Annotated in this window: 14 protein-coding genes; 7 read left to right on the top strand and 7 right to left on the bottom strand. The window is 67.8% G+C overall.

Annotated elements, in window-relative coordinates; all coding sequences use genetic code 11:
- Window positions 1-22: 22 nt before the first annotated feature.
- A complete protein-coding gene (locus tag K5Q19_RS13340) occupies window positions 23-919 on the bottom strand; it encodes a CoA transferase (RefSeq protein WP_292945992.1) in 897 nt (298 codons plus the stop codon).
- Window positions 920-979: 60 nt separating this feature from the next.
- On the opposite strand from K5Q19_RS13340, the gene K5Q19_RS13335 reads away from it, so the two are divergent.
- From K5Q19_RS13335 to K5Q19_RS13325, 3 genes are all read left to right on the top strand, one after another.
- Complete coding sequence (locus K5Q19_RS13335) at window positions 980-1,585, top strand: TetR/AcrR family transcriptional regulator (protein WP_292945989.1); 606 nt, start codon at window positions 980-982, stop codon at window positions 1,583-1,585.
- A 76-nt stretch (window positions 1,586-1,661) separates the two neighbouring features.
- On the top strand, window positions 1,662-2,459 hold the full coding sequence (locus K5Q19_RS13330; protein ID WP_292945986.1) for an enoyl-CoA hydratase/isomerase family protein: 798 nt from the start codon (window positions 1,662-1,664) through the stop codon (window positions 2,457-2,459).
- Between the two features lie 13 nt (window positions 2,460-2,472).
- On the top strand, window positions 2,473-4,503 hold the full coding sequence (locus K5Q19_RS13325) for an NADPH-dependent 2,4-dienoyl-CoA reductase (protein ID WP_292945983.1): 2,031 nt from the start codon (window positions 2,473-2,475) through the stop codon (window positions 4,501-4,503).
- A 48-nt stretch (window positions 4,504-4,551) separates the two neighbouring features.
- On the opposite strand, the gene K5Q19_RS13320 is transcribed toward K5Q19_RS13325, so the two are convergent.
- The 4 genes from K5Q19_RS13320 to K5Q19_RS13305 form a co-directional block, all read right to left on the bottom strand.
- On the bottom strand, window positions 4,552-5,331 hold the full coding sequence (locus tag K5Q19_RS13320; RefSeq protein ID WP_292945981.1) for an enoyl-CoA hydratase: 780 nt from the start codon (window positions 5,329-5,331) through the stop codon (window positions 4,552-4,554).
- Between the two features lie 63 nt (window positions 5,332-5,394).
- Complete coding sequence (locus tag K5Q19_RS13315; RefSeq protein WP_292945978.1) at window positions 5,395-5,661, bottom strand: hypothetical protein; 267 nt, start codon at window positions 5,659-5,661, stop codon at window positions 5,395-5,397.
- Between the two features lie 93 nt (window positions 5,662-5,754).
- A complete protein-coding gene (locus K5Q19_RS13310; RefSeq protein ID WP_292945975.1) occupies window positions 5,755-6,030 on the bottom strand; it encodes an HU family DNA-binding protein in 276 nt (91 codons plus the stop codon).
- Window positions 6,031-6,502: 472 nt separating this feature from the next.
- Window positions 6,503-8,788: an autotransporter domain-containing protein gene (locus tag K5Q19_RS13305; RefSeq protein ID WP_292945973.1), complete on the bottom strand. Its 2,286-nt coding sequence runs from the start codon at window positions 8,786-8,788 to the stop codon at window positions 6,503-6,505.
- 358 nt (window positions 8,789-9,146) lie between these two features.
- Here K5Q19_RS13305 and K5Q19_RS13300 point away from each other — a divergent pair, with 358 nt between their 5' ends.
- The 4 genes from K5Q19_RS13300 to K5Q19_RS13285 are packed head-to-tail and all read left to right on the top strand — an operon-like array spanning window position 9,147 to window position 14,748.
- Window positions 9,147-9,830, top strand: a complete 684-nt coding sequence (locus K5Q19_RS13300; protein ID WP_292945970.1) for a response regulator transcription factor — start codon at window positions 9,147-9,149, stop codon at window positions 9,828-9,830.
- Between the two features lie 10 nt (window positions 9,831-9,840).
- Window positions 9,841-11,244, top strand: coding sequence for a HAMP domain-containing sensor histidine kinase (locus K5Q19_RS13295; protein WP_292945967.1), 1,404 nt, complete (start codon window positions 9,841-9,843; stop codon window positions 11,242-11,244).
- Window positions 11,241-11,804 (top strand): hypothetical protein, encoded by a 564-nt coding sequence (locus K5Q19_RS13290; RefSeq protein ID WP_292945965.1) that lies wholly within the window; start codon window positions 11,241-11,243, stop codon window positions 11,802-11,804. The genes K5Q19_RS13295 and K5Q19_RS13290 overlap by 4 nt, the downstream gene beginning before the upstream one ends.
- Before the next feature lie 46 nt (window positions 11,805-11,850).
- Window positions 11,851-14,748: a CHAT domain-containing tetratricopeptide repeat protein gene (locus K5Q19_RS13285; protein ID WP_292945962.1), complete on the top strand. Its 2,898-nt coding sequence runs from the start codon at window positions 11,851-11,853 to the stop codon at window positions 14,746-14,748.
- 25 nt (window positions 14,749-14,773) lie between these two features.
- Here the strand turns inward: K5Q19_RS13285 and K5Q19_RS13280 are convergent, their stop codons facing one another.
- Together K5Q19_RS13280 and K5Q19_RS13275 are read right to left on the bottom strand one after the other, a co-directional pair.
- Window positions 14,774-15,307 carry a MarR family transcriptional regulator gene (locus K5Q19_RS13280; RefSeq protein ID WP_292945959.1) on the bottom strand — a complete coding sequence of 178 codons (534 nt, stop codon included), beginning with the start codon at window positions 15,305-15,307 and terminating at the stop codon, window positions 14,774-14,776.
- Complete coding sequence (locus tag K5Q19_RS13275) at window positions 15,297-16,535, bottom strand: MFS transporter (protein WP_292945956.1); 1,239 nt, start codon at window positions 16,533-16,535, stop codon at window positions 15,297-15,299. The genes K5Q19_RS13280 and K5Q19_RS13275 overlap by 11 nt, the downstream gene beginning before the upstream one ends.
- Window positions 16,536-16,690: the final 155 nt, after the last annotated feature.

Raw genomic sequence — 16,690 nt, 5'->3', positions numbered from 1 at the left:
GTCTAGCAGGACTGGCCCATTTTTAATCCGGTGCTACCGGCCGATCCGTGGCCCCTTTTATTCCCGGTGTTCTCATCGCGGCGAGCAGTTCCTTGCTCTTGAAGCGGACCATGATGTCGTTGAATTCGGGGCCGGCGAATTCCGGCGGCGAGCCCATCATCGCGTGCATCCCCTGCCACTGGCGCGGGGCGAGCACGCAGAGGCGGACATAGCCATCGGCCACGGGAACGATCGGATACTGCACGCCCTTGGGCGGGCGCCCCGGCGGAAGCGAAGCAGCCGGGCGGCCATTGGTGGCGCTGCCGGAAATGCCGAATGCGGGATCGAGCGCCTGCATCGCGCCATCGAGTGCGGCGTAGTCGACATGGGTGCCGGTGCCGCTCACCAGCGCCTGCGTGAGCGCAGCCGTCGCCACGAAAGCGCCCTGCGCCACCGCGCATTGCAGCGCGATCTCGCCGGGCGGCAGCAGCGGTGCGCGGCCCTTGATGCCCGAGCGCGAAAGCTCGGATGTGAGCGCGTGGAGCACGCCGTCGGTCCACTGCCAGTCAGAGAACGCATTGCCGAGGCCGAAGCCGGTTGCGGTCATCTGGACGAGCGCGGGGTTGGCCGCGCGCAAGGCCTCCCAGTCGATCCAGTCTGTGTCGGGGGAGAGGTCCTCGAGGATCAGGTCCGCGTCTGTGAGCCTGTCGGCGAGCGCGCTTGCCTCGATCCCTTCGATTCGTTTGCCGAGATTGGCGGTCCAGTAGGCGAGTTCGGCGCGGGGGTTGCCTTTTGGGCAGGCACCGCGCCCGCCGACTTCCAGGCGGATCACCTCGGCGCCGAGTTCACGCAAGATCCGTGCGATTCCGGCGAGCGGGCTGGCCACGAGATCCACCACGCGAAGGCCGGAAAGCGGGCGGTCGATGGCCTCTTGCTGCACTTTCGGAGCCTCTCGAAATATTATTGGACGAATACCGTCCATAAAAGATACAACCACGCCATGCAACGCACTTCCGAGCCCAGACCCCGCGGCCGTCCGCGCAATCCGGACTTCGAGGCGCGCATCCTCGCAGCGGCAGCGCAGGTCTATGGCGCAAACGGCTGGGCAGGCTTCAGCCTCGATGCCGTGGCGCGCGCGGCGGGGGTTGGGAAGTCGACGATCTATGCGCGCTGGGCCAGCGGCGAGGACCTGCTCTGCGCGATGATCGAAGGGCGCTGGCAGGATGTGGCGCGGATCGACACCGGTACCTTGCGCGGCGATCTGATCGCGTTCGGTGCGCTCGTCCTCAACCGCTATGTCGAGACGGGCGGCGGGGTAGCGCGCCATATGCGGCGCGATCTGGCCGGGCAGCCGGAGCTTGCGGCGCGGATCGGGCCGGTGCTCGGCGCACTGACGGCGCAGGCGATTGCCATCCTGCGCCGGGGCCGCGCGCGGGGCCAGCTGCGCGAGGGAGTGAGCACTGCGCTCGCCTCAGACATGCTGCTTGCGGCGATGGAAACGCAGGCCGGGCGGCTCGGGCCGGGGGACACCATGAGCGAGGCGGCGATCACCGCCTATGCCGCGCGGGTGGCGGACCTGCTGCTGGGCGGGATCGGCGCGGCGTGAGGGGCGCTGTCAATATGGGCAGGTTTGCAGGCGCGGCTCTCGTGGAACAACAGGCGGGGAGAGGGAAGGGAACGGCATGACCTACCGGACAATCACGGTCGAGAAACGCGGCGCGGCGGACTGGCTGACGTTGAACCGGCCCGACCAGCTTAACGCGATCTCGCTCGAGATGGTGGACGAGCTGTCCCACTATTTCGGTGCGCTGTTCAATGATCGGGACACGCGCGTGGTGGTGATGCGCGGCGCGGGAAGGGCGTTCTGCGCCGGCCTTGATATCAAGGACCGGCAATCTGCAAACGGGCCTGATCCGTTCGGCGGCGGCTTCGGCTTTCAGGGCCACCTCGCCGACGTCTACGTCAGAATGCGGCGCTGCCCGCAGCCGATCCTCGCGCTGGTTCATGGCGCCGCCTGCGGGGGCGGCTTTGCCTTTGCGCTCGCGGCGGACATCCGCGTGGCGGGCGAGAGCGCGAAGATGAATGCGGCTTTCATCAAGCTCGGGCTGTCCTCCTGCGACATGGGGGTGAGCTACTTCCTGCCGCGCCTCGTCGGTGCCTCGGTCGCTTCGGAGCTCATGCTGACGGGCCGCTTCATCCATGCGCCGCGCGCACTGGCGACGGGCCTCGTCAGCGAGGTGGTGGCCGATGACCAGCTCGAAGCGGTGGCGGAAGGCTATGTCGCGGAAATGCTGGCCGCCTCACCGCGCGGGCTGCGCATGACCAAGGAGGGGCTCAGCCTCGCTGTCGATGCGCCGAGCCTTGAAGCGGCAATGGCGATCGAGAACCGCAACCAGCTGATGACCGCCGCCAGCCCCAATTTCGCCGAAGGCATGCGCGCCTTCCTCGAGAAGCGCGCGCCAAACTACATTCCAGACTGAACGGACCTGACCGATGACGCATCCCAAATATCCGCTGGTGTTCTCGCCGCTCACGATCCGGGGCAACCGGCTCAAGAACCGCATCATCATGGGCTCGATGCATTCCGGCCTCGAAGACCTGCCCGATGCGGCAGAGCGGCTTTCGGCCTACTTCGTCGAGCGCGTGAAGGGCGGTGTCGGCATGATCATCACCGGCGGGATCACCCCACACCCCAGCGGCGGGCGCGGCGCGAAGCTGAGCGAGCCGAGCGACGTGCCGATGCACCGCACAGTGACCGATGCGGTCCATGCTGCCGATCCGGACGTCAAGATCTGCATGCAGATCCTCCATTCGGGCTCGATCGCCAATGTGCGCGAGCCGGTGGGGCCATCGCCGGTGCGCTCCCGCCTTGCCAAGGTGCCGCCGGTCGAGCTGGATGAGGACGGGATCGAGGAGCAGATCGCGGCCTTTGCCAATTGCGCGGCGCTGGCCGTGCAGGCGGGTTATGACGGGGTCGAGATCATCGGTTCGGCAGGCTACCTGATTTCCACTTTCCTCGTCGAGAAGACCAACCAGCGCACCGACCGCTGGGGCGGCTCGTGGGAAAACCGCATGCGTTTCCCGGTCGAGGTGGTGAAGCGCGCACGCGCGGCGCTGGGCGATGACAAGATGCTGATCTTCCGCATTTCCGCGATGGACATGCTGGAGGGCGGCCTCGCGTGGGAGGAAGTGGCGAGCCTTGCCAAGGCGCTGGAAGCTGCCGGGGCGGACGTCATCAGCACGCACTTCTGCTGGCACGAAAGCCAGGTGCCGACAATCGCGACGATGGTGCCGCGCGCGGCCTTCGCGCAAGTGACGGGCAAGCTGCGCGATGTCGTGTCGATCCCGCTCATCACCAGCAACCGCATCAACATGCCGCATGTGGCCGAGGACGTGCTGGCGCGCGGGGATGCCGATCTCATCTCGATGGCGCGGCCGATGCTGGCCGATGCGGAGATCGTGAAGAAGGCATGGGAAGGCCGCGAGGACGAGATCAACACCTGCATCGCCTGCAACCAGGCCTGCCTTGACCACACCTTCACCGGCCAGCTGACCAGCTGCCTTGTCAACGCGCGGGCCTGCCGCGAGACCGAGATCACGGTGGCTCCGGCCACGACCGTGCGGCGGATCGCGGTGGTGGGCGCGGGGCCGGCGGGGCTGGCCTATGCCACGATTGCCTCGGGACGCGGGCACAAGGTGACGCTGTTCGATGCGGCAGAGGAGATCGGCGGGCAGTTCAATCTGGCGCGCAAGATCCCTGGCAAGGAGGAGTTCGACGAGACGATCCGCTACTTCGGCCGGATGATCGAGGTGAACGGGATCGAACTGAAGCTGGCGACGCGGGTCAACGCCGACATGCTGGCGGCGGGCGGGTTTGACGAGATCGTAATCGCGACCGGGATCACGCCGAGGAAGCCCGATATTCCCGGCATCGATCACCCCAAGGCGGTTCGTTATGTCGATGTGATCACCGGCAAGGCGGAAGTGGGGCAGAAGGTCGCGATCATGGGCGCGGGCGGGATCGGCTTCGACGTGGCGGAACTGATCACCCATGCGGGTACGCCGGGTTCGCTCGATGTGGACGTGTTCGCGAAGGAATGGGGCATCGATTTCAGGAACCACCCGCGCGGCGGGGTGACCGGGGTCGTCCCGGAAGTCGCCTCGAGCGGGCGCGAAGTCTGGCTGCTGCAGCGCAAGTCGAGCGCAGTGGGCAAGGGGCTGGGCCGCACCACCGGCTGGACACACCGCATCACCCTGCAGCGGCGCGGGGTGCAGATGCTCGGCGGCGTAGAGTATGACCGGATCGACGATGCAGGCCTCCACATTCGCATCGAAGGCGAACCACGGCTGCTCGATGTCGATACGGTGATCGTCTGCGCCGGGCAGGAACCGGCGCGCGGCCTCTATGACGAACTGGTTGCGCGCGGCCTTTCGCCGCAACTCATCGGCGGCGCCTTCGAGGCGGCGGAGCTCGATGCCAAGCGGGCGATCAAGCAGGCGACCGAGCTGGCGGTGGCGGTTTGACCCAGAGCCCCTCTCCCAACCCTCTCCCCTGAAGGGGAGAGGGCTTTCCTACTGGCTGCGGCCGCGGGCCTGCACGGCAAGGCGGCGCGCCTCGACTTCCTCCGGCTTGACCGCCGCGTTGGCGGCGGAGGAGCGCTTGGCCTCAAGCGCCATGCCTTCGCCAAAGGGCAGGGCATAACCGTCGTCGATCAGTGCCTTGTAGTTGCGCAGGAAGGTGGGATCGATCGAGGCCATGTCGCGCGCGAGCTGCTGCGCGGCGGGCAGCAGTTCCTCCGGCGCGACGACACGGTTCACGAGGCCCCAGCGCTCGGCGGTGGCGGCATCGAGGAAGTTGCCGGTGAAGGAGAGTTCCTTGGCCCGGCTGATGCCGATCAGGCGCGAGAGTTTCTGCGAGAGGCCCCAGCCGGGATAGACGCCGACACGCGCGTGGGTATCGGCAAAGCGCGCGTTGGTGGAAGCAATCAGCACATCGCAGGCGAGCGCGACTTCGAAGCCGCCGGTGATCGCGACGCCATTGATCGCGCCGACCACCGGCTTGCGGCAGATCTCGATCGCCTTGACCGGGTTTTCGGACGCGCCTTCGGCATTGGCCGCACCGAGCGCGCCGGCTGTCGAGCCGAGTTCCTTGAGGTCTAGCCCGGCGGTGAAGGCCCGCGTGCCGGCTCCGGTGAGCACTACCGCGCGCACGGTCTCATCGGCATCCAGCGCGGTCATCACTTCGGCGAGGCGGGCGCGCAGGGCCGTCGAGAGGGCATTCATCGCCTCGGGCCGGTTGAGCGTGACGGTGGCGACGCCGTCTGCGATGTCGACGAGGATGATGTCGGTCATGGGCGGGGTCCTTTGCTGCGGCGTGCCGGTTTGACCATGCGGCAAAAGGGCACGCACCTCTGTTTATTGCGGGGGATCGGCCATCCCTGCGTAGAGATCCATGAAATTGCGCGCGGCGTCGCGTTCCGCCGGATCCTTGAACGCCACCTCGAGATCGGGCGAGCAGCCGAGGATGTGCATCAGCGCCCAGAGCGCGAAGCGCCGGGCGGGATCGGTCTCCAGCCCGAAATCGACCGCGAGCCGTTCGGAGCCGGCTTCGAGCTCGGCGGGGCTCAGGCCGGCAAGGTCGGCGGTGCCGAAATAGCGGCGCATCAGATCATCGAAGCCCATCGCCGGCCTCCCTCAGAAACGCGAACGGCGCGCGGGAAGGACTGCTTCCCGCGCGCCGCACCGTGGCGAGCTCCGTGGAGCTTGCCGAATGACTCAGCCGTTCAGCTTGTCCTTGACCGACTTCGCGGCGGCGAAAGTCAGCTTGCGCGAAGCGGCGATCTGGATCGGGGCGCCGGTCGAGGGGTTGCGGCCTTCGCGGGCCGGGCTTTCCTTGACCTTGAACTTCCCGAAGGCGCTCAGCGAAACTTCCTCGCCCTTGGCAGCCGCATCGGCAATCGCCGCGAACACGGTGTCGACCAGCTTCTTGGCATCGGCCTTGGTGAGGCCCGCGCTGGCAGCAACGGCTTCGGCGAGTTCAGCAGTATTCATGATCCCAATTCTCCAACGGTTGGACGCGCCGGTTAGCTTGGCCTGCGGCCTTCGTCCAGCCTTGCGCAAGCAGAATACGCTGGAATCTGGGGGAATATGGATGAATCTGCTGATCGTTGCGGCCACGAGGAAGCCGGAGCGCAAGCCCGATTCGGGCTGTCCTGGTCCGGGAGATGGCAGCTGTGAGAGGTCTGCGCCTGCGTGCAGGCGGGCATTCTGGCGGCTTTGCCAAGGCGGTGCAGCGCCCGAGTGGAGCCGGCAGCAGATTTCCTCAAGTTGTCTGGAGATCTGCATCAATAAGGACCCGGCGATTTACGGTCGGGCGTGTTGCAGTTCTAGGGAGCCGATTGATGGGCGCCTTGCATTTGTAGTGTCTCGTCGCCGCCGTCTTCGCAGGGCGGTCCACTCGCTCCGCCGCGCTGCCCCGAGCCTGCCCGGCGAACGTCACCTTGCCGGGCAGGGGGCAGGCTGGTCAGAAGGCGAAGCGCAGGCCTACGCTCCCCGAAACCCGGGCGTCTTCACCCTGGCCGATCATGGTGTTCAGCGAAAAGTTCAGCAAGGCGGCCCGCCCGAGCTTAAGATCGAGATCGGCCCCAACCCGGCCCCAGTTGCCACGGGGCAGCGGAGTGGCGACGGAGAATGCGCCGACACCGATGATCGAGCCCGTCAGTGTCGGGGGGGAACGGTCAAGCCGCCCCACCCATTCACCCGAGGCACGCAGGACGGCCCGGGTGTTCAGCCCAAGCGCGGCAACGGCTCCGAGCCGCGCTTCCTTGTTCCCGGAAATGGCGCGATTGATCCGGACGGGGAAGCCTCCGCCTTGTTCGGTGTACCCGTCGATGGTCACGCGGCTGTAGGTGAAGGCCGCGTAAGGCGAGATGCCCAAGGCCCCGGTCTTCACCATGTCGCGCCAGTCGATCCGGCCGCGGACCGCCCAGGTTCTGGCCGCCGTCTGCCCGCGCGAGCGATCGAGCGTGGCGCCGTTGGCATAAGTCCGGTCGAGCTTCAGGTTCCAGTCCGCGAAGTATCCGGTCACGCTGACCAGCAAGGGCGAGCCGACCGGCTGCACATCCACTTCGCCGATCAGGTGATAGCCATCGCCGGACAGCTTCCCGCCGAGAGGGAGGTTTTGGTCCACCCCGTCGATTCCGCCGCCGAAGCCGATGCGAACCGCCTTGCCGAAATCATGGCACAAGCCGACTTCACCGACCCGGCCCGAGCGCCCGCTGCGCCCTTCCGCGAGATCACCCACCAGCCAGCCGCATGTCTTGCCGTTCTGCGCAAAGTCGCGCAGCGGGCGGTGATGGGCGCCAAACAAGGCCAGACTGGCGGCGTTGATGATCGTGTTGAAGGTGATGCCGCTGTTCGAAACCGAGGCCAGGAAATCGACCAGACCGATGACGCCGGTGCCGGTGCCCGATCCGGTGCCGGAGCCAGTGCCCGAGCCGGTGCCTGAACCGGTGCCCGAGCCGGTGCCCGAGCCGGTGCCCGATCCGGTGCCGGAGCCAGTGCCCGAGCCAGTGCCCGAACCAGTGCCGGAGCCGGTACCCGAACCGGTGCCAGTGCCCGAACCAGTACCGGTGTCTGTGGGCGGAGGCGGCGGTGGCGGCGGCGTTTCTCCGGCAATCCGCGCGATGTACTCCTGGGTTGTGCCGTTGATCTGACCGGTGCCGATGATGGTCCGCCCATCGTCACTGACCCCGACTGCGTCGGTAAACGTGTTCGATCCCACAGCCACGCCGTTGTCGGTCAGCCAGCTCAGCACGGTCTTCATGCCGCCGGCGCTGGTCCAGCGGATTGCCACGGTGTCCTGAATACCAGCCACCACAGCCGAAGGCTGCGTTGCCGAGCCGACAATCACGCTGCCATCGGCGTTTACGGCATAAGCCCGGCTGGTCTTGCCGCCGCTGAGCAGGCCCAGCGAGGTCATTCCTTCCGCGGCGGTCCAGCGGAAGGCTTCCGAGTTGTCGGTTGCTCCTTGCGAGAAGCCGACCACCACCCGGCCGTCAGCCGATACGTCCTCGGCGCGGCTGACCGCGGCCGTATCCGAGGCTTGCGAGGGAACGACGCCGAGCAGTTTCATGCCATCGGTCGCATTCCACACGAAGGCTTCGTTGGGGCGGCTGGCCGAGGTGGCATAGCCGACCACCACGCTGCCATCGCGGCTGGCGCGCGCGGCATAGGATGCAGCCAGCCCGGCGCCGTGGAGATCCTCCGGTGCGCCCTTGTCGACCCAGCGCACCGCGTGAATGGCGCCGGTCCCGGCTACGCTGCTGACCCCCACAACCACCCGGCCATCGCCCGAGATGCCATTGGCCGCGCTGGACTGGAACACCCCGGCGGTGGGATTGAGGTGGCCCAGCTGGGTCATCGTCGTGCCTTCCCACAGCACCGCGGCCCCGCGCGACGACGACGTCGGCGCGGACAGGCCGGCAATCTTGGTCCCATCGTCCGAGACGCCATTGGCCAGAACATAGGCGTCCGCATCGATGCCCTGCAGCGCTTCGTAGCCATTGGCGGTGATGCGGTAGGCCCGGAAAGTGGAGACATCGAGGCGCACGACCCCGGCAACAGTCGTTCCATCGCCGGAAAGATCGCGGAAACCGCTGCCGATATTGGGGTTGGGCACACCCGGAATGCTGCCGGCCCCGGTGATGCCGGCGCTTTGCGCGTGACCGGGCGCGACGAGGGCCAGATTGGCCAGCACGGTCAGCCCTGCGCCGGCGAGATAGCGGGTGGCCAGAGATCTGTAAGTCATGTCATGCCCCTTGCAACGTTCACTGGGGCAGAGCGTAAAGACGCACCCGGGGCGGCAAGCACCTTACAAATCCTGAAAATGCCAACCTTACGGAAAATGTACGAAACGGATTGATCCGGCCTGGCGGATCATACTTGCAATCGCGCTACAGTGACGCAATTCTGCGGCTCGGGGGCGGCAGAACATCCATCGAGCATGATCTTTCCAGGACATTGCGCCGATATTCCGGTGCTGGATATCCGCGTGGTCACTGCACGCGGCAGGCCGCTGTGCGGGTCCCGCCTTACGGCATTTGTATGTTGCCGCCGGTGATCGCTCCGGCCATGCCCCGCTGCATCGGCCAAACAGGATACGGACCATGACGGCGCACAGGCTGTTGCTGATCGAGGATGATCCCGATGCTGCGGCGATCATCATCGGAACCCTGACGGCTGAAGGCTTTGCCGTCGACTGGGAGCAGGGCGCGGAAGGCGGACTTGCCGCGGCTGCGCGGGGCGGCCATGCCATGATCCTGCTCGACCGGATGCTGGGCGATAGCGATGGCCTCGAAGTGCTGCGCGCCATCCGGCGGATCGGCGCGGTGGTCCCGGTCATGGTCCTCTCGGCGCTATCCCGCAGCGACAACCGCACCGAGGGGCTTGAAACCGGCGCCGACGACTATCTCGGCAAACCGTTTGACCGGGGCGAGTTGGTGGCCCGGGTCCGCGCCCTGATCCGCCGCACTGCGGCCCAGCCTCATGGGGCGGTGCTGCTGTTCGGCGAGCTTGAGCTGCACGTGAAATCGCGCGTGGCCTATCGGGCCGGCAAGCTGCTGGATCTCACGCCCAAGGAGTACGACATCCTTCAGCTGCTGATGACGCATGCCGGCGACACCGTGACGCGCGAAATGCTGCTGCGCGAGGTGTGGAACCTCAACTTCGATCCGCAGACCAGCGTGATCGACGTCAACATGAGCCGGCTGCGCGGCCAGCTCAACCAGGGGTTCGAGGGCAATGTGCTGGAAACGGTGCGCGGCGTCGGCTTCCGCCTGATGGGGGGCTGAGGCGAGGCCGATGACGCCGCGGTGGCGCACTTCGCTGACCCTGACGCTGGTCCTGCGCATGGCGGCCGTCACCGTGCTGCTGAGCGCGGTGATGGTCTGGCTGGTCTATCTCGCCGTGGACCGGGTCGGCGATGCGCTGGTCATGCAGACCATCGACACCGATATCGAGGCGCTTGCCGACCAGTACAATGCGCAGGGCCTCGCAGCGCTCAAGGCCCGGATCGGCGATCGGCAGGCGGTGGTGCCGCTTGAGCGGGAGCAGCCCTTCTATCTGCTGCTGGCCCCGTCGGGGCAGGTCGAAGCGGGCAATCTCGTCGGCCGGGTAGAGCCGGCGGCGCTGGCCGCGATCGATCCGGCGCGGTCCGGCGCGGGCGAGATCCCGATCCGGGGCGAGCCCTATCCGGTGCTGCTGCGCGCCACGCGTCTGCGTGGTGGCTACAGCCTCTATGCCGGGCTGACCACGCGCGGCAGCCGGGAAGCGCTCGCCGGCCTTCGCGTCCAGTTCCTTGCGGCGCTGGTGATCCTCGCCGTCGGCGCGGTGATCCTGGGGCTGCTTGCCTCGGCCCGCGTACGCCAGAGGCTCGCCCGTCTGGCGGCGCGCATGGCGGTGCTGGCGGGAACACCTGCACCGTCGCAGGCGGGCCTGCAGGGGGACGAAATCGACGCCCTCGATCAGGTGCTCGCCACGATCGGCCAGCGCATCGCCCAGCTTCTGGCGGCCCAGCGGGATGTGACCGACAATATCGCGCACGAAACCCGCACGCCGCTGATGGTGATCGACGCCCGCTTGCAGGACATCCTCGAACACACGCGCGATCCGGTCGTGATCGAACATGCCGAGCAGGCCTCGCGCGAAATCAAGGGCATGCTGCACCTGCTCGATGCGCTGCTCGATATTGCCGCGGCAGAGGCGGGGCGCGGCGAGCAGAGCGGGCTCAGCGAGGTCAGCCTGACGGAAATCTGCCTCTCGATTGCGGAACTTTACCGGTCCAGCGTCAGCGAAGCGGGGCTGGTCCTTGCGGTGCGGGTCGCCCCGGACGTTCGCCTTGCGGGCGAGGCGATGCAGCTTTCGCGCCTGCTGGTGAACTTGCTCGACAACGCGCTGAAGCACGCCACCGGCGCGACCTTTGTGGGCCTATCGCTCGATCCCGGGCCGGTCCTTGTGGTCGAGGATGATGGCGAAGGCATAGCGCCGGCCGATCGCGAACGGGTGTTCCAGCGCTATGGGCGCGGCCGTTCAAGGCAGGCCCGGGGGCATGGGCTTGGCCTGCCGCTGGTGCAGGCGATCGCCAAGCGGCACGGCCTGACCATCCGCGTCTCGGCGCGCGAACCCGGCGGGGAGCGGCCGGGTACGCGGTTCATCATCTCGCGCCCGGATATGCCCGAACCAGCGCCAATGGAGATTGCGTCATGAAGTTGCTGCGCGCCGGCATCGCCCTGTTTGCGCTCCTCGCGTCATCGATGGCGAGTTCGAGCCCGCCACCGGCCATGGAAGCCGAACGGCTTGCCGATCTGCTGGTGGCGGCGGAGCGGCAGGCCGCACACCCGCGCCCGACGCGCAAGTTGGCCGAGACACTGGCGGCGCTGGAGGCCAGTGGCATTGCCTCGGCAGAGGGCGATCCCGATCCGTTTCCGGCCTGGCGCGCGCGCCTGCCGGAGGAGAGCAGGCGGCCTCCCATGCGCGGCCGCACACTGGGCGCGGCTTTCCGCCGCGGCGTGATCAACCCGGGCGAGAAGCTGGAATTCCGGCAGGGCTTTCTGGCGGGTCAGCTGGCCGAGGTCGCGGTCGCCACTGCGGGCACCGGGCACTTCGCGCTCGAAGTGATCGAGGACGGCGGACGGACGATCTGCCGCAGCCGCAGCGCGGTGCGGCGCGCATCGTGCCGCTGGGTGCCGGACTTCAGCGGCGCGAGCATTGTCCGGCTCAGCAATGGCGATCGTGCCGCAACCGGCTTCGTGCTGGTGCTGCGGTAGATCGGCAACGGGGATCAGCCAGAATGGGGGCAGGCAATTGAGAACGGTGAAAACGACTTGGCTGGCCATGGCAGCCGGGGCTGCGCTGCTGCTGGCAAGCCCGGCCCAGGCGACCTGTGATCGCGGCCCGATCCCTTCGCCCTGGTCCGCCGCCGCGCCGCTTGCCGAACGCTATGCGGCGCTGGCCGCACAGGATCTCGACGGTCCCGATGCCGACCGCCGGATCCGGGAATGGCAGGCGCTGATCGCTGCGGCGGAAGGCGACGCGCGTGTCCCGCAGCAGATCGTGGTGCGCAGCCTGACCTGGCAGGCCTATCTGCAGGGCGGGCTCGACAATGCGGCGTCCAAGGCGGCGATGGACCGCGCCATGGCTCTTGCCGCCCGGGCGCCCGATCCGGAATTCGACGCCGTGCGCCTCGCCAATGCCTCGATGGTTGCCGTGGTCTTCGGCAAGCTCGACGAAGCGCAGGCCTTGCTGAAAGCCGCGCAGGCCGCGCCGCATGGCAGGCCGGGGCAGCGCAGCGTGCAGGGCTACTGGGAAGCGACCGCCCGGAATTTCCTCGCCTGGCAAAAGGGCGATGGCGCCACCTCGCTCGCCGCCAGCCGCGACATGGTGGCGCTGGCCGAGGCTTGTCTGCCCGAGCGTGCCGCGGCTACCCTGACCGCGATGAGCAACCTCGGCGCCGCGCTGGATGCCTCGGGCCGGCAGGAGGAAAGCCTTGCCGCGCAGGAGCACGCGGTGGTCTGGGGCCTCGAGCATGTCGACGAGAGCAGCGTGGGGCTGGCATCGACGATCAACAACTACGGCGTCGATCTGCGCAATTCCGGCCGCTTCGCCGAGGCGGTGACGGTCCTGCGCCATTCGATCGACCTGTTTGCCAGATATCAGCCGACCAATCTCAACCAGCGCGCCACGGCGCTGGGCAACCTCGCGGCAGCTCTCGACTATCAGGGCCAGACGCGCGAGGCCGAAGCTCTGTGGGTGCAGGCCCTCGAATGGTTCGAGAAAGCGCCGCAGGGCGATTTCATCTCTCCCGTCGTGACCAAGCGTTTTGCGGCGGACGCGGCCTACAAGCGCGGTGACCGGGCACTGGCGCTGCAGCGGCTGCGCGAGGCGGCCGCCTATGCCGAGGCGCATCTGGCGAAGGACAGTCTCGATATCGCGCTCACCCGCATGCACCTTGCCGATGTCCTCGCGCTCGAAGGGCAGGTGGCCGAAGCCATGGCCATCGCCGAGCCGGCTGATGCCAGGGTCCGCGCCGCCATGCCGGAGGACAGCCTGCGGCGGATGAGCAGCGAACTGATCTTTGGCCGCGTGGTGGCCAAGGCGAGGGGCGCAGCGGCCGGGGTGGCGGCATCGCGCCCCGTGCTGGCACGGCTCAGCGCCAAGCTGCTCGCCACCGACAGCAACGCACGCCAGCGCATCCGCTACCGCTCGCTGGTGCTGGGCAGCTTCATTGCCCTTGCGCAGATGGCCCTCGATGCGGGCGACACCGAGCTGGCTTTCGAGGTGCTGCAACTGATCTCGATCAGCGAGATCACCACGGCAGAAGCCCAGTCCTTCGCCCGGCGCGCCAGCGACGATCCGCTCACCGCCGAGCGCCTTTTCGCCTACCAGCAGGCGGTGACAGCGCGGCAGGCGCTGGCGGCGAAGCGCAATGCCCTGGGGCCCGAAGATCGGGCCGGCCGGCAAGACCTCAACGCCGCGATTCTGGCGGCCGACGAGGACGTGACCCGGCGCGAGGCCGAACTCGCCGCGCGTCTGCCCGATTTTGTGCGGCGGACCCATCCCGCGCTGGTGGATCTTGCCACGTTCCGGGCCGGACTGGCGCCGGATCAGGTGGTGATCATTCCCCTCGTCAGCGACAGCCGGGCGACCACGGTGGCCATCACGCGCGAGGGACTGTTCAGCGCCAGTGGCGGCGCTGCGCGGGATTATGCCGCTGTGGTCCGGCAAGTGCGCGCCTCGATCGATGCCTATGCGGCGGCGCCGGGCCGCGCCCGGTTCGACGAGCAGGCCGCGCGCAAGCTCTACACCTTGCTGTTTCCGCCAGCGCTTCGCCCGGTGCTGGCCGCGCACCCCAACCTGCTCTACGTCCCCCGCGGGGTTCTGGCCGAGCTGCCGCTCGGCCTGCTGATCGCACCGGGCCGCGCCGCCGGTGGCAAGGTCAACTGGATGGTGCGGTGCCACGCCATCACTGTCCTGTCCGGCCTTTCGATGCGGCGGATGGAAAGCCGCTCGGCGCGCGCGCCAGACCTTGCCTTTCTGGGGGTCGGCGATCCGCTGATCCCTGCTGCCGCAGCAAAGCCCGTCGGGCCATTGCTGGCGGTCAGGGCAGGGCAGATCGACGTGGCCGGAGTGGTTCGACTGGCGCCCTTGCCCGGTGCGGCGGCCGAACTGCGCCAGTTGAGCGCTGCCCTGACGGCCGAAGGATCGGTTGTGCTGACCGGGGCCGATGCCACGCGCCGCAAGCTGAACGCGCTGGCGCTGGACCGCTTCCGGGTGATCGCCTTTGCCACGCATGGGCTGGCGCCAAGCGAAAGCGGGCGCGCGGGCGAGGCGGCGCTGGCCTTGTCGTCCGAAGGCGAAACGCCCGATCTGCTGACCGCCAGCGAAATCGCCCAGTGGCAGCTCAATGCGGATTGGGTCATCCTGTCGGCCTGCAACAGCGCCGCAGGCTCGGAACCCGGCGCGCCGCAATTGAGCGGGCTGGCCAGCGCCTTCGTGCGCGCCGGTGCCCGCAACCTGCTGGTCTCGTCATGGCCCTTGCGCGACGATGCGGCGGCAAGGCTCACGGTTGCAACCGTGCAAGGCGCCGAGCGCGGCCTCTCGCGGCCCGAAGCGCTGCGCCGCGCCATGGTGGCCTTGCTCGATGATCCACAGCTTGCCGATGCGGCCCATCCGGCCGTCTGGGCGGCGCTTTCACTGGTCAGCACGCTGTAATCAAAGGGCGAACCTCGAGCAGGCTCTAGCGCTCCAGCCTCGCGGTCTTGCGGCGCGGGCCGGAGGACGACTGGCGCGCCTCGAACATGGCTTCGAGTGCGGCGTCGGCTCGCTTCAGGGCGGCCCGGACGATCGGCAGGTCGTCCTCGCCGATCGCTGCGACCAGTGCGTCAACCACTTCCCGGCTGAGCGCGTTCGAACGCCTTGCCACTTCGATTCCCTCCGGAGTCAGCCGGGCGATGACGATGCGCGAATCCTGCGGTCCGACTTCCCTCGTCAGGTAGCCGAGCCCTTCGAGGCGCTTCAGCTGGTGCGAGATCGTCGACTGCGGCAGCGCCATGACCTTGACGATCTCGCCGGCGGTCAGTTCGCCGCGCTCGGCAAGCAGCACGATCATCCGCGACGTGACAAGATCGACGCCGGCTTCCTGAAACCAGGGGTTCGAGATGCGCGCCATATGCGCGCCCACGCGGTGCACCAGGAACGAAATGCGCTCTGCCAGCGGGGGCAGGGCGCTCTCGTCGCCATCCGGTTCCTGATCAACTGGGTCACTCGGCATCGCTGTGCGAACCCTCGGCGCTGGGGTCTGGAATGCTAGGGTAGGGTCCGAGCAGGAGCAATATGCAGCCCGCTACGGCAAACAGCCCCGCCGAGGACAGGAAACTGGCCGCGTAATCACCCGAAACCTCGCGCAGGCGGGAGAACATGGCAGGGGCCGTGGCGCTGCCGATCGCAAGGCCGGCATAGAGCAGCGCATAGAGCTTCGAGAACCGGGCGCGGCCGAAATAGCGCGCGGTGAGGAACGCCAGAAGGTCGAGCTCAGCCCCGGCGGCAAGACCGAGCGCAAGGCAGCACAGGGTAAGCGAAAGGCTGTCCGTCGCGCTGACGAGGATCAGACAGGCGGCGGCAGGGATCAACAGGATCACGCAGCCGACCGCCGGCGCCCAGTAGCGATCGATCAGCATGCCGATCAGCACGCGGCCCGGGATCATCGCGAGGCCCACCGTACCGGCGATCACTGCTGCCCGCGCGGGCGCAAGGCCCCGGTCGGTGAAGGCGGGAACGAGGCTGGTGAGCACGCCCGAGACCGCGAGATAGCCGCACAGGATCGAGACGGCGAGGATCGCAAAGCGGACGCTGCGCACGGCACTGCGGATCGAAACGGCAGGCTGCACCGGCGCACCGGAGCGATAGACAGGCTCGGCCGGGAGCCAGAACCACGCGATTGGCAGCGAAACAACGAGCGGCAATATGGCTACCAGGGCAAGCGCGACGTGCCAGTTCGCGCGCTGGACCAACACGGTGATCAGCAGGGGCAGCAGGATGGCGGACAAGGCCGTGCCGACCAGCGCCAGCCCCAGCGCCGTGCCGCGCGCGTGATCGAAGCGCGAGGTCACCACCTTCGACCAGACCACCGGGTTGGTTCCCGCACCCAGCAGCGCTGTCAGAGCGAAACCGAGGTAGAAGACAACTGTTGAGCCGGCCAGCGCCGCTATCATCATGCCGAGTGCGACACCCGCAAAGCCAGGCAAGGCAACCTTGCGAGCCCCGTAGCGATCGACCAGCCAGCCCGTCACCGGTGCCGTTAGCGCGCCGAGGCCGGAGCTGAACGCAATCGCGAACTGGATGTCGCTGCGTGACCAGCCGGTTTCGAGCTCGATCGGCTTGGTCAGCGCGCCGATGCTGTAATAGGGCAAGGCGATGGCGCTCGCCGCAATGCCGAGCGCGCAGGCGACCAGAATCCGCCAGTCAGAGCGCAGTTCGGCAATGGCGGCAGGCGTCAGCATCCGGCGGTCTCTCCATGGCGTCGCCGCCTGCGGCATTGTATTGATTTCGATGGTTCCCAAGGCAGGGTCGCCGTGTCAAGAGAGGGGCACGCAGGATCGCCGGCCGCTCAGATGTATAGTCCGGTGCGCGGCGGCAGCAGGTTGGCGGGAAGGAG

This window comes from Novosphingobium sp., from assembly GCF_019748365.1.
Classification (GTDB): domain Bacteria; phylum Pseudomonadota; class Alphaproteobacteria; order Sphingomonadales; family Sphingomonadaceae; genus Novosphingobium.
This window is presented reverse-complemented; position numbering and strand designations above follow the sequence as displayed.